This window comes from Agromyces salentinus, assembly GCF_009749395.1.
GTDB classification, from domain to species: Bacteria; Actinomycetota; Actinomycetes; order Actinomycetales; family Microbacteriaceae; genus Agromyces; species Agromyces salentinus.
This window is the reverse complement of the sequence record NZ_WBIR01000002.1, coordinates 230,626-248,167: the sequence shown is the minus strand read 5'-3', so window position 1 is coordinate 248,167 and position 17,542 is coordinate 230,626. Positions and strand designations below refer to the sequence as shown.

Annotated in this window: 13 protein-coding genes; 9 read left to right on the top strand and 4 right to left on the bottom strand. The window is 72.1% G+C overall.

Annotation, left to right across the window (positions count from 1 at the left end):
- Window positions 1–2 precede the first annotated feature (2 nt).
- Complete coding sequence (locus GQQ95_RS04055) at window positions 3–377, bottom strand: BlaI/MecI/CopY family transcriptional regulator (protein ID WP_157426360.1); 375 nt, start codon at window positions 375–377, stop codon at window positions 3–5.
- 85 nt (window positions 378–462) lie between these two features.
- Here GQQ95_RS04055 and GQQ95_RS04050 point away from each other — a divergent pair, with 85 nt between their 5' ends.
- The 9 genes from GQQ95_RS04050 to holA all read left to right on the top strand — a co-directional run bounded on the left by GQQ95_RS04050 (window position 463) and on the right by holA (window position 14,673).
- A complete protein-coding gene (locus GQQ95_RS04050; protein WP_157426359.1) occupies window positions 463–1,875 on the top strand; it encodes a cytochrome ubiquinol oxidase subunit I in 1,413 nt (470 codons plus the stop codon).
- 12 nt (window positions 1,876–1,887) lie between these two features.
- On the top strand, window positions 1,888–2,892 hold the full coding sequence (cydB, locus tag GQQ95_RS04045; protein WP_157426358.1) for a cytochrome d ubiquinol oxidase subunit II: 1,005 nt from the start codon (window positions 1,888–1,890) through the stop codon (window positions 2,890–2,892).
- Between the two features lies 1 nt (window position 2,893).
- On the top strand, window positions 2,894–4,525 hold the full coding sequence (gene cydD / locus GQQ95_RS04040) for a thiol reductant ABC exporter subunit CydD (protein ID WP_157426357.1): 1,632 nt from the start codon (window positions 2,894–2,896) through the stop codon (window positions 4,523–4,525).
- Window positions 4,518–6,230 (top strand): thiol reductant ABC exporter subunit CydC, encoded by a 1,713-nt coding sequence (gene cydC, locus GQQ95_RS04035; protein WP_157426356.1) that lies wholly within the window; start codon window positions 4,518–4,520, stop codon window positions 6,228–6,230. The genes cydD and cydC overlap by 8 nt, the downstream gene beginning before the upstream one ends.
- Before the next feature lie 9 nt (window positions 6,231–6,239).
- Window positions 6,240–7,757 (top strand): anthranilate synthase component I family protein, encoded by a 1,518-nt coding sequence (locus tag GQQ95_RS04030; protein WP_157426355.1) that lies wholly within the window; start codon window positions 6,240–6,242, stop codon window positions 7,755–7,757.
- Window positions 7,758–7,838: 81 nt separating this feature from the next.
- Complete coding sequence (gene leuS / locus GQQ95_RS04025) at window positions 7,839–10,406, top strand: leucine--tRNA ligase (protein ID WP_212275272.1); 2,568 nt, start codon at window positions 7,839–7,841, stop codon at window positions 10,404–10,406.
- A 90-nt stretch (window positions 10,407–10,496) separates the two neighbouring features.
- On the top strand, window positions 10,497–11,216 hold the full coding sequence (locus GQQ95_RS04020; protein WP_157426354.1) for a ComEA family DNA-binding protein: 720 nt from the start codon (window positions 10,497–10,499) through the stop codon (window positions 11,214–11,216).
- 1 nt (window position 11,217) lies between these two features.
- A complete protein-coding gene (locus GQQ95_RS04015; RefSeq protein WP_157426353.1) occupies window positions 11,218–13,614 on the top strand; it encodes a ComEC/Rec2 family competence protein in 2,397 nt (798 codons plus the stop codon).
- Between the two features lie 24 nt (window positions 13,615–13,638).
- Window positions 13,639–14,673: a DNA polymerase III subunit delta gene (holA, locus tag GQQ95_RS04010; protein ID WP_157426352.1), complete on the top strand. Its 1,035-nt coding sequence runs from the start codon at window positions 13,639–13,641 to the stop codon at window positions 14,671–14,673.
- Between the two features lie 461 nt (window positions 14,674–15,134).
- On the opposite strand, the gene rpsT is transcribed toward holA, so the two are convergent.
- From rpsT to GQQ95_RS03995, 3 genes are all read right to left on the bottom strand, one after another.
- A complete protein-coding gene (rpsT, locus tag GQQ95_RS04005; protein ID WP_092966030.1) occupies window positions 15,135–15,395 on the bottom strand; it encodes a 30S ribosomal protein S20 in 261 nt (86 codons plus the stop codon).
- Window positions 15,396–15,578: 183 nt separating this feature from the next.
- A complete protein-coding gene (locus GQQ95_RS04000) occupies window positions 15,579–16,244 on the bottom strand; it encodes a response regulator transcription factor (protein WP_157426351.1) in 666 nt (221 codons plus the stop codon).
- Entirely contained in the window at window positions 16,241–17,482 is a 1,242-nt protein-coding gene (locus GQQ95_RS03995; protein WP_157426350.1) for a sensor histidine kinase, read from the bottom strand. The genes GQQ95_RS04000 and GQQ95_RS03995 overlap by 4 nt, the downstream gene beginning before the upstream one ends.
- Window positions 17,483–17,542 lie beyond the last annotated feature (60 nt).

Sequence of the window (17,542 nt, the reverse complement as noted above, 5' to 3'; positions counted from 1 at the left end):
GCTCAGCGCGGCGCGAGGTCGTCGAGGAGCTTGCGGAGGGTCGCGGCCTCGGTGGCGCTCACCGTGCCGACGAATCGGGCGAGCGCCGCGTCGCGGTCGCTCGAGCGGTCGAGCACCTCGTGCATGAGCTCGGCCGTGTGCTCCTCGCGGGAGAGGAGCGCCCGGTACCGGTGCGGCCGCTGGTCGCGGGACCTGGAGACGAATCCCTTGCGTTCGAGACGGGACAGCACGGTGAGCACCGTGGTGGTCGCCACCGTGCGTCCGGACGCCTCATCGCGCAGCGCGAGGGCATCGCGGAGTTCGTTCGCCGTGAGGGAGGCGTCGTTCGTCCAGAGCACCTCCATCACGGAGCGTTCCAGTTCTCCGAGACTCGCCATGCATCCAGATTACCGCTCACCGCCTGAATGTTCTACGCTGTGTAGAAGAACGTCACCGCGACGCGACCGCGCGAGAGGGGCACCTGTGAACGACCTGCTGGATCCGCTGCTGCTGGCCAGATGGCAGTTCGGCCTCACGACCGTCTACCACTTCCTCTTCGTGCCCATCACCATCGGACTCGCGACGAGCACGGCCGTCTTCCAGACGGCCTGGTACCGCACGGGCAAGGCCGAGTACCTGCGCATCACCCGGTTCTTCGGCAACATCTTCCTCATCAACTTCGCCATGGGCGTCGTCACGGGCATCGTCCAGGAGTTCCAGTTCGGCATGAACTGGTCGGAGTACTCGCGCTTCGTGGGCGACGTGTTCGGCGCGCCGCTCGCGATGGAGGGCCTCCTGGCGTTCTTCTTCGAGGCGACGATGATCGGCCTCTGGATCTTCGGCTGGGACAAGCTGCCCCGCCGCATCCACCTGGCCACGATCTGGGCCACCGCGGTCGGCACGATCCTCTCGGCGTACTTCATCCTCGCCGCGAACGCGTTCATGCAGAACCCCGTCGGCTACGAGATGAACGCGGAGAGCGGCCGCGCCGAGCTCGTCGACATCGGGGCCCTGCTCACCAACCGGGTCGCCCTCGCCGCCTTCCCGCACACCATCGCCGCGAGCTTCATGGTGGCCGCCGGCCTCATCATCAGCGCGGCGGCCTGGCATCTCGCGCGCAACCGCAACCTCGAGACCATGCGGCCGGCGCTGAAGTACGGCCTGTGGCTCATGGTCGGCTCCGGCATCCTCACCACGATCTTCGGCGACCAGCTGAGCCTCGCCATGGTGGCGACCCAGCCGATGAAGATGGCGGCGGCCGAGGCCACGTTCGACACGGTCTGCGGTGCCGACGCCTCATTCTCGATCTTCACGCTCGGCACGCCCGACGGCTCGAGCGAGCTGTTCTCGATCCGCATCCCGTACCTGCTCTCGTTCCTCTCGACGCATACGTTCGACGGATGCGTCGAGGGCATCAACGACCTCCAGGCGCAGTACACCGAGCAGTTCGGACCCGGCGACTACGCGCCCATCCTCTGGGTCACGTACTGGGCGTTCCGCTGGATGATCGGCCTCGGCATGGCGCACGTGCTCATCGCGGTCGTCGGCCTGTGGGTCACGCGCAAGGGGCGCACGCCGAAGCAGGCGTGGATCTGGAAGGTCGCGATCTGGAGCTTCCCGCTGTCGCTGCTCGCGATGAGCGTCGGCTGGGTGTTCACGGAGATGGGGCGCCAGCCCTGGATCGTCTTCAGCCTCATGAAGACCGAGTCGGGCGTCTCGCCGTACGTCACCGGGCTCGAGGTGCTGATCTCCCTCGTCGCGTTCACGCTCATCTACGGGATCCTCCTGGTGGTGGAGGTGCGCCTGATCATCCAGGCGATCCGCAAGGGCCCACCGGAGGTCGGGGACCCGGACCCCGAGACCGGCAGGATCGAACCCGCCACGACGGTGTACTAGGAGGCGATGGAGATGGATCTCGCAACACTCTGGTTCTGGATCGTCGCGTTCCTCTTCGTGGGGTACTTCGTGCTCGACGGGTTCGACTTCGGCGTCGGCATGTCGTTGCCGTTCCTCGGCAGGGACGACACCGACCGGCGCGTGCTCATCAACACGATCGGCCCCGTGTGGGACCTCAACGAGACCTGGGTCATCGTCGCCGGTGCCGCGCTGTTCGCGGCGTTCCCGGAGTGGTACGCGACGCTCTTCTCGGGGTTCTACCTGGCGCTGCTGCTCATCCTGCTCGCCCTCATCGCCCGTGGCGTCTCCTTCGAGTACCGTCACAAGCGGCCCGACTCGAAGTGGAAGGCGTGGTTCGACGGCATGATCGTCGTCGGCTCTGCCGTGCCGGCCCTGCTCTGGGGCGTCGCGTTCGCGAACATCGTGGCGGGCGTGCCCCTGGATGCGGACCACAACTTCACGGGCAGCCTTCTCACGCTGCTGAACCCGTACGCCCTGCTTGGCGGGGTCACGACGCTGCTGCTCTTCTTCACGCACGGCGTGGTCTTCGCGTCGCTGAAGACCGATGGGGACCTGCGTGAGCGCGCCCAGCGCCTCGCCACGCGGTCGGGGTTCGTCACCATCGTCGTCGCGGCGGCGTTCCTGCTCTGGACGGGCCTGGCCTTCGGCACGTTCTGGTTCTGGGTCTTCGCGGCCATCGCGGCCTTCGCGCTCATCGGCGGTTGGCTCATGAACCTCCGCGGATCCGAGGGCGTCGCGTTCACGCTGCTCGCGGTAACGGTCGCCACCGCGGTGCTCGCGCTCTTCTCCGCGCTCTTCCCCGACGTCATGCCCGCATCCAACGACCCCGCGAACAGCCTCACGATCGAGAACGCCTCGAGCACCGACTACACGCTGACGGTCATGACGTGGGTCGCCGTGTTCACCCTCCCCATCGTGCTGCTCTACCAGGGATGGACGTACTGGGTCTTCCGCAGGCGCGTCACGCGGGCCTCGGTCGAGGCATCCGCGCACTGACGTGAAGCCACTCGATCCGAGGCTCGTCCGGCGATCCCGCGCCGCCCGCCGCTTCCTGGTGACGGGTGGGGCACTCGCCCTGCTGCAGGCGGCCGCGACCGTCGGCTTCGCGCTCTCCCTGGCCACGCTCGTCGTCCGCCTGATCGATGGCGGCCGCCTGGACGCCGAGTGGCCGTGGCTCGTCGGGCTCGTCGCCGCGGCATCCGTCCGGGCCGCCGCCGCGTGGCTCTGGGACGTCGTGGGGTCCTCGGGCGCGATGCGCGTGAAGCGAGAGCTCCGCGGCGACGTGCTGGACGCCCTCGAGACGGTGCCCGACGGCGTGCCCGGTTTTCCGAGCGGCCGCACGGCGACGCTGCTCGGACCCGGCCTGGAAGCGCTCGACGCCTACTTCGGCACGTACCTCCCGCAGCTGGTCCTCACCGCGATCGCGACGCCGATCCTGGTCGTGGTCGTCTGGCTCGCCGACCCGCTGTCCGGGCTCGTGCTCGTCATCGTGCTGCCGCTCATCCCGGTGTTCATGGCGCTCATCGGCATGGCGACGGCCGGCGTGCAGCGCCGCCAGTACGACACGCTCACCACGTTGTCGCGCGGGTTCCTCGAGGTCGTCGGCGGTCTCTCGACGCTCGTGGCATTCGGCCGGGCCGGACGTCAGGCCGGCCGCATCCGCGCGGTCACCGAGGACTACCGCAGGCGCACGATGAGCGTGCTGCGCGTCACGTTCCTGTCGGGATTCACGCTCGAGTTCGCGGCGAGCCTGTCGGTCGCGATCGTCGCCGTGTCGATCGGGTTCCGCCTCGTGTGGGGCGAGATCGGACTGCTTCCGGGCCTGTTCGTGCTGCTGCTCGCCCCCGAGGTGTTCCTGCCGGTGCGGAACGTCGGGGCCGCCTTCCACGCCTCATCGGCCGGCATGACGGCGTCGACCGACGCGTTCGAGCTGTTCGATGCGGCCGCGGCGGCGTCCTCCGCACACGTCGACGTCGTATCGAGGGCCGGCCGGCCGGATGCCGCGGACGGCGTCCTCCTCGAGGGTGTCAACGTCCGTCGAGGCGGTCGCCCGGTCGTCGACGAGGTCGACCTGCTGGCCCGTGCGGGAGAGGTCGTCGCGATCACGGGGCCGAGCGGCGCCGGGAAGTCGAGCCTCTTCGCGGCCATCCTCGGATTCGTGCCGTTCGAGGGCGGGATCCGGGTGCGGGGCCTGCCACCGGGTCCGGCGGCGCGCTCGGGCCTGTCCTGGTCGCCGCAGGGCGCGACCCTGTTCGCAGGTTCGATCGAGTCGAACGTCCGGCTCGGCCTCGAGGACGCCGAACCCCGGCACGCGGAGCGCGCGATGCGTCTCGCCGGGGTCGAGCTTGACCCGCGGACGCTCGTCGGACCGGGTGGCCTCGGCCTCTCGGGAGGCCAGGCGCAGCGCGTCGCGACCGCGAGGGCGATCCATCGTCTGCTCGCCGGGGAGGCGACCGTGCTCCTGCTCGACGAGCCGACCTCGGCCCAGGACCCCGCTCGCGAGGCGATCCTCGCCCGCGGGGTGCGGGAACTCGCGGACGAGGGTGCGACGGTGATCGTCGCGACCCACCGCGCGGCGTTGGCGGCGGCATCCGATCGCGTCCTCGACCTGGAGGGCGCCCGTGTCTGAGCGTCGACCCGGCGCGTTGCGCGCCGCCCTTCCGTCACCCGCGCGGCTCGCGCCGTCGATCCTCGCGGGCATCGGCTGGGGCGCCTCCGCCATCGCCCTGCTCGCCTGTTCCGCGTGGCTCATCACGCGGGCGGCGGAGCAGCCGCCCGTGCTCTACCTCTCGGTCGCCGTGGTCGGCGTGCGCGCCTTCGCGCTGGGCCGCGCGGTGTTCCGCTACCTCGAGCGGCTCACGGGCCACGACGCGTCGTTCCGCCAGCTCGCCGCCATCCGCGCCGGGGTGTTCGAGCGGATGCTGCCCCTCGCCCCCGACGGACTCGTGGGCGTTCGCCGGGGCGACCTGCTCGCGCGGTTCGTCGACGACGTCGACGACCTGCAGAACGTGGCCCTGCGGGTGGTGCAGCCGGTCGTCAGCGCGCTCGTGGTGCTCGCGGCCGCGATCATCGGGGTGGCCGTGCTGGCCCCCGGCTCCGCGCTCTCGATCCTCGCGTGCCTTGCGGGCGGCATCGGCCTGACCCTGCTCGCCCAGCGACGGGCGGCGGCCCGTGCCGACCGCGACCTGGCGCCGCTCAGGGGCGACCTCCAGGCCGCCGTGCTCGAGCACGTGCAGTCGGTCGACGTGCTCGTCGCGTTCGACGCGGCCGACGCGAGCCGGGCCCGCATCGAACGGCTCGGCGAGCGACTGGCCCGGGCGAGCCGAGCCCGTGTCGCCGTCGCCGGCCTGGCATCCGCCGCGACGACGGCGATCGGCGGTCTCGCGGTGGCCGCGAGCCTCGCGGCGTCGTCACCGCTGCTCGCCGACGGCCGCATCGACGGGCCGACGTTCGCGGTCCTCTGCCTCGTGCCGCTCGCCATCGCCGAGGTCGCGGGCGCCATCCCGCTCGCGGCGACGTCGTGGCGGATCGCCCGCGCCGGGGCGGCCCGCATTGACGAGGCGGTGCCGGAGGACGTGCCGGCGGGAGTTCCGGTGCCGCCGGCAGCGCCGGTCGCGCTGCCCACCGGCGACGGGCCGCCCCTCGTCGGCCTGCGCGGCATCCGGGCCGTGTGGCCGCAGCACGCAGGCCGGCCCGCGGACGGGGCGGCATCGAGCGCCCCGCTCGCGGACGTCGACCTCGACCTGTTGCCGGGGGAGTGCGTCCTGCTTCGCGGGCCCTCCGGCGCGGGCAAGACGACGCTCGCCCACGTGCTCGTGCGCTTCCTCGACTACGAGGGCTCGTACCGCCTCGACGGCATCGAGGCCTCACTGCTCGATCCCGGCGACCTGCGCAGCGCGGTCGGGCTGGTGGAGCAGCGGCCGTGGCTGTTCGACGAGTCCGTGCGCCAGAACCTCCTGTTCGCCCGCGAGGATGCGAGCGATGACGACCTGCTCGACGCGCTCGAACTGGTGGGCCTTCGCACGTGGGTGCTCGAGCGCGGGGGCCTGGACGCGCCCGTCGGCGAGCGCGGCTCGCTCGTCTCCGGTGGCCAGGCCCAGCGCATCGCGCTCGCGCGCGCGAGCCTCAGGGGGTTCCCGGTGCTCGTGCTCGACGAGCCCACGGCGAACGTCGACGCGGCGCAGGCCGACGCGCTCATGCGGGACCTCGTGACCGCAGCACGGCGTGACGGCCGGACGGTGCTGGTCATCTCGCACGCACCGCTCGACGACCGGCTCGTCGACCGGGAGGTCGTCATGGCCGACGGGCGACTCGCGGGCCGCGCGACGACATAGGGTGAGGGGATGCCGCGCCGAGTCCGACGCCGCCGCCTCGACGGGTGGTCCGATCCGCACCTGCTCTTCCGGGCACGGTTCACCGACGCAGCACACGTCGTGTGGCTCGATGCGGGCCCGGCAGCCGTGGCCGGACTCAGCATCCTCGCGGCGGCGCACGCCGGCAGCGAGCTCATCACGGCGGATGTCGCGACGGGCGCGATCTCGAGGCATCGCCCCGCGGCATCCGGTCAGGCGGCCGTGGCCGATCGCGGCACCGTCGACGACGTGCTCGCGGTGCTCGGGGCAGCACTCGCCGTGCCGCTCGAGCGTCCTGGAGCGGGCTCCGATGCGGTGAGCCCGGACGCCCCGCTCGGCTGGTTCGGCTGGTTCGGCTACGAGTTCGGTGCGCGGATCGTCGGCGTCCCCGCGGAGCCGACCGATGCACCGGATGCCGCGTTCCTGTGGGTCGACCGCGCCGTCGTGTTCGACCACGCCGCGCGCTCGGCCGACCTGGTCTGGCTCGAGGACGACGACGATGACGACGACGCCGTCGCCGATCGCGGCATCGAGTCCATCGCCGCGTGGCAGCAGGGCCTGATCGACGCGTGGGCGGGACTCCCGAGCGCCTCGGAGGACGGTGCGCACCCCGACGCGGAGGAGGGCGCGAGGTCCGCCGTCGATCCCGCGCCGGTGCCCGAGGCCGCGCCCGAGCATCGTTGGCGCCACCCGCCCGAGTCCTACGCCACGCTCATCGGCGCATGCCAGGACGCCATCCGCCGCGGCGACGCGTACCAGCTGTGCCTCACCAACCGCATCGACCTCGACGTGACGCCCGACCCGGCCACGACCTACCTCGCCCTGCGGGCGTCGAGCCCGAGCCACCATGGCGGCTACCTCCGCTTCGGCGAGCACGCGCTGCTCAGCGCGTCGCCCGAGCTCTTCCTCCACGTGACCCCCGGCGGCATCGTGTCGACGAAGCCGATGAAGGGCACCCGGCCGCGGCATCCGGATGGCGAGGAGGACCGCCGACTGCGCCGCGAGCTCCTCGAGAGCGAGAAGGAGCGCGCGGAGAACCTCATGATCGTCGACCTCATGCGCAACGACCTTGGTCGCATCGCCGAACTCGGCACCGTCGAGGTGCCGAGCCTGCTCGCGGTCGAGGAGTACCCCCACGTGCACCAGTTGGTCTCGACGGTCCGCGCCAGGCTGCGGCATCCGCTCACGTCCCTGGACGCCGTGAAGGCCGCCTTCCCGGCCGGGTCGATGACCGGCGCACCGAAGCACAGCGCGATGACGATCCTGCACGGGCTCGAGGGCGGTCCGCGGGGCGTCTACTCCGGCGCGTTCGGCTACCTCGCGGTCGACGGCGGCGTCGACCTCGCGATGGTGATCCGCTCGATCGTGCTGGGACCGGGGGGCGCCTCGATCGGCACCGGCGGAGGCATCACGGCCCTCTCGGTCGCCTCCGAGGAGATCGAGGAGACGCGGGTCAAGGCCAGGGCGCTGCTGGCGGTCCTGGACGCGGCGAGCGCACAGCGCGAGTGAGTAGGCTTGACTCTCGGTGCGTCGACGTCTGGCGTGCCCAGACGCAGTGCGGGCAACCGCATCGACACGATTGAGAGTCACGTGGCACACGATCAGCACGAGGTCGACCCCGGCGCATACGACTTCGCCGCCATCCAGGCGAAGTGGCTTCCGGTGTGGGACGAGGCGAAGCCGTTCACGGCTGGCCGCCCCGGTGACACGAAGCCGCGCAAGTACATCCTCGACATGTTCCCGTACCCGTCAGGCGACCTCCACATGGGCCACGCCGAGGCGTTCGGCTACGGCGACACGGTCGCGCGCTACTGGCGCCACCAGGGCTTCGACGTGCTGCATCCGATCGGCTGGGACTCCTTCGGCCTCCCGGCCGAGAACGCCGCCATCAAGCGCGGCGTCGACCCGCGCGGCTGGACCTACGAGAACATCGAGCAGCAGAAGCGCTCGTTCCGCCAGTACGCGCCGTCGTTCGACTGGTCCCGCGAACTGCACACGAGCGACCCCGAGTACTACCGCTGGAACCAGTGGCTCTTCCTGAAGCTCTACGAGAAGGGCATCGCCTACCGCAAGGCCGGCCAGGTGAACTGGTGCCCCAACGACCAGACCGTGCTCGCGAACGAGCAGGTCATCGACGGCCACTGCGAGCGCTGCGGCGCGGTCGTCACGAAGAAGGCCCTGACCCAGTGGTACTTCCGGGTCACCGATTACGCCGACCGCCTCATCGACGACCTCAACCAGCTCGAGGGCGCCTGGCCCTCGAAGGTGCTGTCCATGCAGCGCAACTGGATCGGGCGTTCGGCCGGAGCCGACGTCGAGTTCGAGATCGAGGGCCGCGAGGAGCGCATCCCGGTCTTCACCACGCGACCCGACACCCTGTTCGGTGCGACCTTCATGGTCGTCGCGCCCGACTCCGAGCTCGCGGCGGAGCTCGCCGCGGGGGCCTCCGACGAGGTCAAGGCCCGCTTCGAGGGCTACCTCGACTCGGTGCGCACCGAGAGCGACATCGACCGCCTCTCGACCGACCGCCCCAAGTCGGGCGTGTTCCTCGAGCGACACGCGATCAACCCGGTGAACGGCGAGCGCCTGCCGATCTGGGCGGCCGACTACGTGCTGGCCGACTACGGCCACGGCGCGATCATGGCCGTGCCCGCGCACGACCAGCGCGACCTCGACTTCGCGCGCGCCTTCGACCTGCCGGTCCGCGTCGTCGTCGACACGAACCAGCCGGTCACCGGCGTCATCCCCGTGATCCCGCTCGACGAGAACGGCGTTCCCTACCTGCCCGACGACCTGCCGCCGCTGAACCCGGCCGAGACCGGCGAGGCGCTGACCGGCGAGGGCCGGCTGATCAACTCCGGGCCGCTCGACGGGCTCTCCAAGTCGAACGCGATCCGCCGGGTCATCGACCTGCTCGAGCATCGGGGCCTCGGACGGGCTGCGAAGAACTACCGCCTGCGCGACTGGCTCATCTCGCGTCAGCGGTACTGGGGCACCCCGATCCCGATCATCCACTGCCCCGACTGCGGCGAGGTCCCCGTTCCCGACAGCGAGCTCCCGGTGCGGCTGCCGGACGCCGCGGGGCTCGACCTCAAGCCGAAGGGCTCGAGCCCGCTCGGCGCGGCCGAGGACTGGGTCAACGTCTCCTGCCCGAACTGCGGGGGAGCGGCACGCCGCGACTCGGACACCATGGACACGTTCGTCGACAGCTCCTGGTACTACCTGCGCTACCTCAACCCGACCGACGCGGGCATGGCCTTCGACCCGGCCGAGGCAGAGAAGTGGGCGCCCGTCGACCAGTACGTCGGCGGAGTCGAGCACGCCATCCTGCACCTGCTCTACTCGCGGTTCATCACGAAGGTGCTGTTCGACGAGGGATACCTGAGCTTCACCGAGCCGTTCACCTCGCTCCTGAACCAGGGCATGGTCATCATGGACGGCACGAAGATGAGCAAGTCGAAGGGCAACCTCGTCGAGTTCGCGAGCGAGCTCGGCGCGCACGGCGCGGACGCGCTGCGCGTGACGCTCGCCTTCGCCGGTCCGCCGGAGGACGACATCGACTGGGCGGATGTCTCGCCCGTCGGTGCGGCCAAGTTCCTCGCCCGGGCGTGGCGCATCTCGGGAGAGGTGGCCTCGAGCCCCGACGTCGAGTGGAAGACGGGCGACGCGGCACTGCGCCGCATCACCCATCGCCTGCTGGCCGATGCGCCCGGTCTCGTCGAGGCCTTCAAGTTCAACGTGGTGGTGGCCCGGCTCATGGAGCTCGTCAACGCCACGCGCAAGACGATCGACTCGGGCCCGGGTGCGGGCGATGCGGCGGTCCGCGAGGCGGCCGAGGTCACGGCGATGATCCTCGACCTGTTCGCCCCCTATACCGCCGAGGACATGTGGGAGCGCCTCGGCTACCAGCCGACCATCGCCCTCGTGCCGTGGCGCAAGGCCGATCCGGCGCTGCTGATCGAGGAATCGGTGACGGCCGTCGTGCAGGTCGACGGCAAGGTGCGCGACCGGCTCGAGGTCTCGCCGAAGATCTCCGGCGACGAGCTCGAGTCGCTCGCCAGGGCATCCGCCGCGGTGACGCGGTCGATCGGCGACCGCGAGATCGTGAACGTCATCGTGCGCGCGCCGCGCCTGGTGAACATCGCCACGAGGGGCTGAGCGCTCCTCCACAGCGCATCGTCGGCGACGGCCGTCCGGGTTCAGGCCCGGGCGGCCGTTCCGCATGCTGCCGGTCGATAGCGTGCGGGCATGCCCGCCTCCGCCCGTCCCGAACCGCTCGCGGCGACCCCGCCCGACCTCGCCGATCCGATCGATGCCCTCGACCCGGCCTCGCGGCGGTCGACGCCGAGGGTGCGCATCGCCGTCGGCGCGGCGGTCGTGCTCTTCGTCGGCGCCGTCGCGGTCGCCGCGGTGCTGTCGTTCATCGGGGGAGGCGGCGGGGAGCAGCCGGTGATCGGGGGCTCGACGGTCGCGCACGGCGAGGCTCCGAGCGGCGATGCCGCCGCCGAGGTGCAGACCACGCCGCTCCTGGTGCACGTGCTCGGGGCCGTGGCCGAGCCCGGCCTCGTCGAGCTCGCACCCGGGGCACGCGTCGTCGATGCGGTCTCGGCCGCCGGCGGCTTCACCGCCGAGGCGGATCCCGCCGGGGTCAACCTGGCGCGCCCGGTCGTCGACGGCGAGCAGCTCGTGGTCTTCGCCGTCGGGGAGCAGCCGGCGGCCGCCTCCGGTGGTGCGGTGACGGGCGGCGGCCCGGGCGGACCCGCCGCGGCATCCGACGGGCTGGTGCACCTGAACACGGCGGATGCCGCGGCGCTCGACACGCTCCCTCGTATCGGGCCGGCCCTGGCCCAGCGGATCCTCGACCATCGCGAGGCGAACGGCCCGTTCACGAGCGTGGACCAACTGCTCGACGTGGCGGGCATCGGCGACGCGGTCTTCTCCGGGCTCGCCGAACTCGTGGCGCTCTGAGGTGCGCGACCTCCGGCTCCTCGGACCGGCGTGCGCGGCATGGGCGGCGGCGTGGCTCGCGGTGACCGTGCCCGATCTCGGAATCGGCACGACGGTCGTCGCGACCTGGGCATGGGGCGCGGCGACCGTGCTCCTCCTCCTCTCGGCTTGGCTCGCCGTCGCTCGTGGTCCGCGCCTCGCGACGTCTCGTCGCCGGTGGGTCGTGCGTGCGCGGCATCCACGCCACGCGCGGACGGCGGCCGTCGCGGCGACCCTGCTCGTCGCGTTCGCGTGCGCGGCCCTCGTCTCGACGGCCGCCGCGGTGGGGCTCGGAGCCCGCGAGCGGTCGGCACTGGCCGAGCCGGCGGAGTCGCGTCGCACGGTGGAGGTCGTGGTGGAGGTGACACGACCGCCCCAGCCCATGAAGGCGGCCGTGTGGGCCAGTGCGGAGCCGCTCATGCGGGTCGACGGCACGCTCGTCGCCGTCGATGGCGACCCCGTCCGAGGCGTGCCGGTCACGGTCGGGCTGGGCGGCGCCGAGGCGGAGTGGGGCGCCCACGTCAGCTTCAGCGCCCGCGCCAGCTCATTGCCGGCGGCGGAACCGAACGCGTTCCGGATGGTGGCACCCGGGGAGGTCTCGACCGTGTCTCCCGCCCCGGCCTGGCTCGCATGGGCGGGCGGCCTCCGCGACCGGTTCGCCGACGCGGCCACCGAGCTCGGTGGCGATGGCGGCGCCCTCGTGCCCGGGCTCGCGATCGGCGACACTTCCGCCGTCGGCACCGAGCTGGACACCGCCATGAAGACGAGTTCGCTGAGCCATCTCACCGCCGTGTCGGGCGCGAACTGCGCCATCGTGACGGCGGCCGCCTTCGGCCTGGCGGCCCTGTGCGGACTCGGTCGTGGTGCCCGCGTCGCGGTCGCACTCGTCGCACTGTCGGGCTTCGTCGTGCTGGTGACGCCGCAACCCAGCGTGATCCGGGCCGCTGCGATGGCGGTGGTGATCCTCGTCGGCATGGCCCTGGCCCGGTCGGCCGGCGGCGTCTCGGCGCTCTCGCTCGCGGTGGTGATCCTGCTCACGGTCGACCCGTGGCTCGCCCGGGACTACGGCTTCGCGCTCTCGGCCGCGGCGACGGCCGGGCTGCTGCTCCTGGCCGCGCCGCTCGCGCGGCGGCTGGCCGACGTGATGCCCACGCCGCTCGCCGTGGTGCTCGCCGTGCCGGTCGCCGCCCAGCTGGCATGCCAGCCCGTCCTCGTCCTCCTCGATCCGTCGATCGCCCTCTACGGCGTCCCGGCGAACCTCCTGGCAGCGCCTGCCGCCCCGGTGGGCACCATCGTGGGCATGGTCGGCTGCCTCGTCCTGCCGCTGCTGCCCTCGGTCGGATACGCGCTCATGCAGGTCGCCTGGGTGCCGGCCAGTTGGATCGCCCTCGTCGCGCATGGGGCCGCGGCGCTGCCGGGGGCGCGGCTGCCATGGCCGGCGGACGCGATCGGAGCGCTCCTGCTCGTCGCCGTCACGGCAGCGTCCCTCTGGCTCGCCATGTCGAGGCCGCGGCCCGGGCCTGCCCGACGCGTCATCGCGGTCGCCGTGCTGCTCCTCGTCGCGGTGCCGACGGGCATCTCCGTCGGTCCGATCGTCGTGGCCCGCGCGCAGCATCCGGCCGACTGGGACGTGGCCAACTGCGACGTCGGCCAGGGCGACGCGGTGCTCGTGCGTTCCGAGGGTGCGACCGCGCTCATCGACACCGGACCGGATCCAGCCGCCCTCGAGCGGTGCCTCTCGCTCCTCGGGGTCGCGACCATCGACCTGCTGGTGCTGACGCACTGGGACGCCGACCACGTCGCTGGGGTGCCGGCGGTGGTCGGCCGCGTCGGCGTGGTGATCCACGGGCCGCTCGACGGCACGCGGTCCTCGAGCGCGCTCGAACCGCTCGAGGAGGCAGGAGCCGAGGCGATCGAGGTCGAGGCCGGACGCAGCGGCACGCTGGGGGATTCGCGGTGGCGCGTGCTCTGGCCGCGGCCGAAGGCGCAGCCGGGGAACGACGCGAGCGTCGTGCTGGAGGTGAACGGCCGACTCGGCCGGGCGATCTTCCTCGGCGACCTCGGCGAGGAGGCGCAGGCCCGGCTCGTCGCCTCGGCCGACCTCGCACGCGTCGACCTCGTCAAGGTCGCCCACCACGGGTCGGCCGACCAGAGCGAACGCCTGTACGAGCTCCTGCGCGGCACCGTCGGCATCGTCGGGGTCGGGGCCGACAACGGCTACGGGCATCCCACCGACCGCCTGCTCGACCTGCTCGAAGGCGTCGGCACCACCGCCGTGCGGAGCGACCGGAGCGGGACCTCGCTGCTCACCGCCGTCGACGGCGGCGGCTACCGGCTCTGGGTCGAGCGCGACTCCGGGGATGTCGCACCTCGACCGTAGACTTGGGGCGAGACAGGAGGTGCCGTGGCGGCTCGAACCGGTGCACGTGGCAACGCCCGCGCGAGTGCGGCGATCCCGCAACTTCCCTACAGTCAGGTCCGCCCGGCGCCCATCGTGCTCATCTCGGGCCCCGAAGACGTGCTCGCGGACCGCGCGTCGAGCCTGCTGCGCGATCAACTCCGCGCCGAGGACCCCGACCTCGAGGTCAGCGAGATCTCCGGCGACGCCTATCAACGTGGCGAGCTCATCACGCTCGCGAGCCCTTCGCTCTTCGGTGAGGCCCGGCTCATCCGCATCGACGGAGCCGAGAAGGCCACCGACGACCTGATCCTCGACGTGGTCGACTACCTGGCGCAGACCGCCGAGTCGACGACGGTGGTCATCCGTCATCGCAGCGGCGTGCGGGGCAAGCGCATGCTCGACGCGATCCGTTCCGGTCAGGGCGGCGCGATCGAGATCGTCTGCGCCGAGCTGAAACGCGAGTCCGACAAGCAGGAGTTCGTCCAGGCCGAGATGCGGACGGCCGGTCGCAAGATCGCGCCGAAGGCGCTGCGGTCGCTCGTCGCCGCCTTCAGCGACGACCTCGGCGAGCTCTCGGCGGCGTGCCGTCAGCTGCTCGCCGACACCCCCGGCGACATCACCGAGGCCGTCGTCGCCAAGTACTACGGCGGCCGGGTCGAGACCAACGCGTTCGAAGTCGCCGACGCGGCCATCGCCGGTCGCCACGGCGACGCGCTCGTCGCCCTGCGCCACGCACTCGACAGCGGTGCCGACCCGGTGCCCATGGTGGCCGCGTTCGCCATGAAGATCCGTACGATGGCCAAGGTCTCGGGGGTGCGCGGCGGCGGCCAGGCGGCCGCGTCGCTGGGCCTGGCGCCATGGCAGGTCGATCGCGCCAGGCGAGACCTCGCCGGTTGGAGCGACGAGGGCCTGCAACGGGCGATCGTGGCGCTGGCGCGCACCGACGCCGCGGTCAAGGGCGCCGAGCGCGACCCGGTGTTCGCGCTCGAGCGACTCATCGGCGTCATCGCCGCGCGAGGCCGCGACCTCGCGTCGTAGCCCGCTCGCCCTGCTGGCGCGGCAGGGACGAGCGCGCCGCCTCGCCCGCCGCACCGGGTTCGCGCTTCCGGCCTCCGGAGCAACTGGAACGCCGGCCTGGATTCCCGCATGGCCGCCGCGGGTCGCACGCGAGGATCGCTCCCGCGACGGTTTCCCGGCGTGCGGGAGGTCGGCGGGCGTCCTCCACGCCGCACACCGTCGCGGGAAGGCGCGTCGCGGAACCACGGCTCCACGGCGGCAGCGGCGCGGGCGCTGACGCCAAGGCACGAGCGCCGTGAGCGCCGCGCACGCCGCGAACGCCGGGAATGCCGCGAACGCGGCGAATGCCGCACACGCCGCGAATGCCGCGCACGCCGCGAATGCCTGCCGCCAACCCGGTGCGGGCCCCGAGCGGGGATCGCAGCCCGGAAACGACGAACGCCCCGCACGCTGGTGCGGGGCGTTCGATCAGGGGCTGTGCGTCAGAGCGCAGCGACCTGCTTCGCGATGGCCGACTTGCGGTTCGCGGCCTGGTTCTTGTGGATGACGCCCTTGCTGGCGGCCTTGTCGAGCTTGCGACCCGCGACGCGGACGGCGGCGGTGGCCTTGTCCTTGTCACCGGTGGCGATGGCCTCGCGAGCGGCGCGGACGGCGCTCTTGACCTCGCTCTTGACGGCCTTGTTGCGCTCCTGCGCCTTGAGGTTGGTCTTGATGCGCTTGATCTGCGACTTGATGTTTGCCACGTGGTTCGTCTTTCGTTCTTGTGCGGGTACCGGATGTGCCGAGCGAAGGTAGAGGGGCCTCGCGCGGCGAATCGTGCGGGGTGGGACCCACACGCAAGCCAACAGGCAACGATACCAGCAACGCGGACACGGCACCAATGCGAGGGCTGGGAGTCGCCGCAGAGTCCACGGCGGCGGCATCCGTCAATTGGAGCGGATGACGCCGAGGTCGCGGGCCCGGGCCACGGCTGCGGTGCGCGAGCCCACCTCGAGCTTGGCGAAGATGTGCACGAGGTGCGACTTCACGGTCGCCTCGCTGAGGAAGAGCGCCTTGCCGACCTCGCGGTTTGAGTTGCCGTTCGCGACGAGCTGGAGCACCTCCACCTCGCGCCCGGTGAGGCGTTCGATGCCGGTGTTCGCCTCGAGTCGGGAGGACACGCCGGGGGCGAACGCGGGCTCGCCGCCGGCCGCCGTGCGGATCGCGTCGACGAGTTCGGCGGGCGGGGCGTCCTTCAGCAGGTATCCGCTCGCACCGGCCTCGATCGCGCCGAGGATGTCCGCATCGGTGTCGTAGTTGGTCAGCACGAGTACCCGGGGGGCGCCGGGCGCGGACCTGATGTGCCGTGTCGCCTCCGCGCCCTGCATCCGCGTCGGGAACTGCAGGTCCATGAGGACCACGTCGACGTCGCCGTCGAGCGCGCGCTGCACCGCGGCATCCGCGGAGTCGACGTCGTCGACGACCTCGAGGTCGGGCACGGACTCGAGCATCGCCCGCACTCCGGCGCGGACGACCGGATGATCGTCCGCGAGCACCAGCCTGATCCTCCGGGCCGCCGGGTACGCCTCCTGCGCGAGGCCGGCACCGCTCATGCCGCCACCACCGGGATGCGCACCGAGATCGCCGTGCCCTCGCCGGGCGAGGACTCGAGCTCCATGGTGCCGCTCTCGCGTTCGGCCCGCTCGCGCATGGCGCGCAGCCCGAAGCGGAGGCCGGAGCCGTCGGCGGCGACCTCGGCGGGATCGAAGCCGATGCCGTCGTCGACGATGTCGAGCGCGACCTCGTCGCCGAGGTAGCTGAGCGTCAGCTCGGCACGGGTGGCGCGGGCGTGTCTCAGCACGTTCGCCAAGGCGCCCTGCGCGATGCGGAGGAGCGTCGCGTCGATGGCCATGGGCAGCGTGACGGGGGTCCCGCTCCTCGAGTACGAGACCCGGGTCGCGGCGCCGGCCTGCGCGGCCTGCTCGTCGACGGTCGCCGCGAGGCGGCGGAGCGCCGCGGGCAGCGTCTGCTCGTCGAGCGACGGGGGGCTCAGCTCGCGGATGAACCGCCGCGTCTCCGCGAGGTTCTCCGAGGCGGTGGCGCGTGCGAGCTCGAGCTTGCCGAGGATCGCCTCGTCGGCGATGTCGCGCTCGGCCGCGTGCAGGAGCATCTGGATGCTCGAGAGGCCCTGCGCCACCGTGTCGTGGATCTCGCGGGCGATGCGCTGGCGCTCGGCGAGCGTGCCGGCCTCGCGGCTCGCGGCCGCGAGCTCCTCGCGCGTGGCGATGAGGTCGAGGATCAGCGCCTGGCGGTCCTTGGTCTCCTGCGCCATGGCCCGGTAGCCGAGGCCGATCACGATCGCGACCCCTGCGCTGATGAGCGGCCCGAGGATGGTGCCGACGGCGAATCCCTGGTGCGTGGCCGTGCCCCACACCGAGAGCCCGAAGGTGAGGACGACGAGCGGCACGGCGAGCGGCGCGGCCAGCACGTGCAGCTCGAGGAAGAAGAGGGGGAACGCGAGGAACGCGGCATCCGGGGTGATCGCCGACATGCCGACCCAGAGGGCGAGCAGTGCGGTGAGCCAGAGGACGCGGGCCCACTGGGGGAGGTTCCGCCGAGAGGCAGCGATGCCGACGCCGTAGCAGCCGAGGAACGCGAAGGTGAGCACGGTGAGCGCCACCTCGGAGTCGTCGTCGGCGAGCAGGGCGCGGACCAGCACGAACAGGGCGAGCCCGACGACGAGCACGTGCAGGCCGAAGCGGAGCGTCACGAAGACCGGGCGCAGGGCCGATGGCGATACCCGCGCGAAGTCGAATGCGGGCGTGGGCGACGGGGCTGCGGACACGGTCATGGTGCGGCCAGCGTAGCCCTCGCCCCCTGCACGCGGCATCCGTCGAAAGTGCGAACCCAA

Excerpts from the sequence above, each read along its gene's own strand:
- GQQ95_RS04030 (WP_157426355.1), top strand. The coding sequence starts at position 6,240 with ATGCCGCGCCGAGTCCGACGCCGCCGCCTCGACGGGTGGTCCGATCCG.
- GQQ95_RS04055 (WP_157426360.1), bottom strand. The coding sequence starts at position 377 with ATGGCGAGTCTCGGAGAACTGGAACGCTCCGTGATGGAGGTGCTCTGG.
- GQQ95_RS04020 (WP_157426354.1), top strand. The coding sequence starts at position 10,497 with ATGCCCGCCTCCGCCCGTCCCGAACCGCTCGCGGCGACCCCGCCCGAC.
- cydB (WP_157426358.1), top strand. The coding sequence starts at position 1,888 with ATGGATCTCGCAACACTCTGGTTCTGGATCGTCGCGTTCCTCTTCGTG.
- GQQ95_RS04000 (WP_157426351.1), bottom strand. The coding sequence starts at position 16,244 with ATGAGCGGTGCCGGCCTCGCGCAGGAGGCGTACCCGGCGGCCCGGAGG.
- GQQ95_RS03995 (WP_157426350.1), bottom strand. The coding sequence starts at position 17,482 with ATGACCGTGTCCGCAGCCCCGTCGCCCACGCCCGCATTCGACTTCGCG.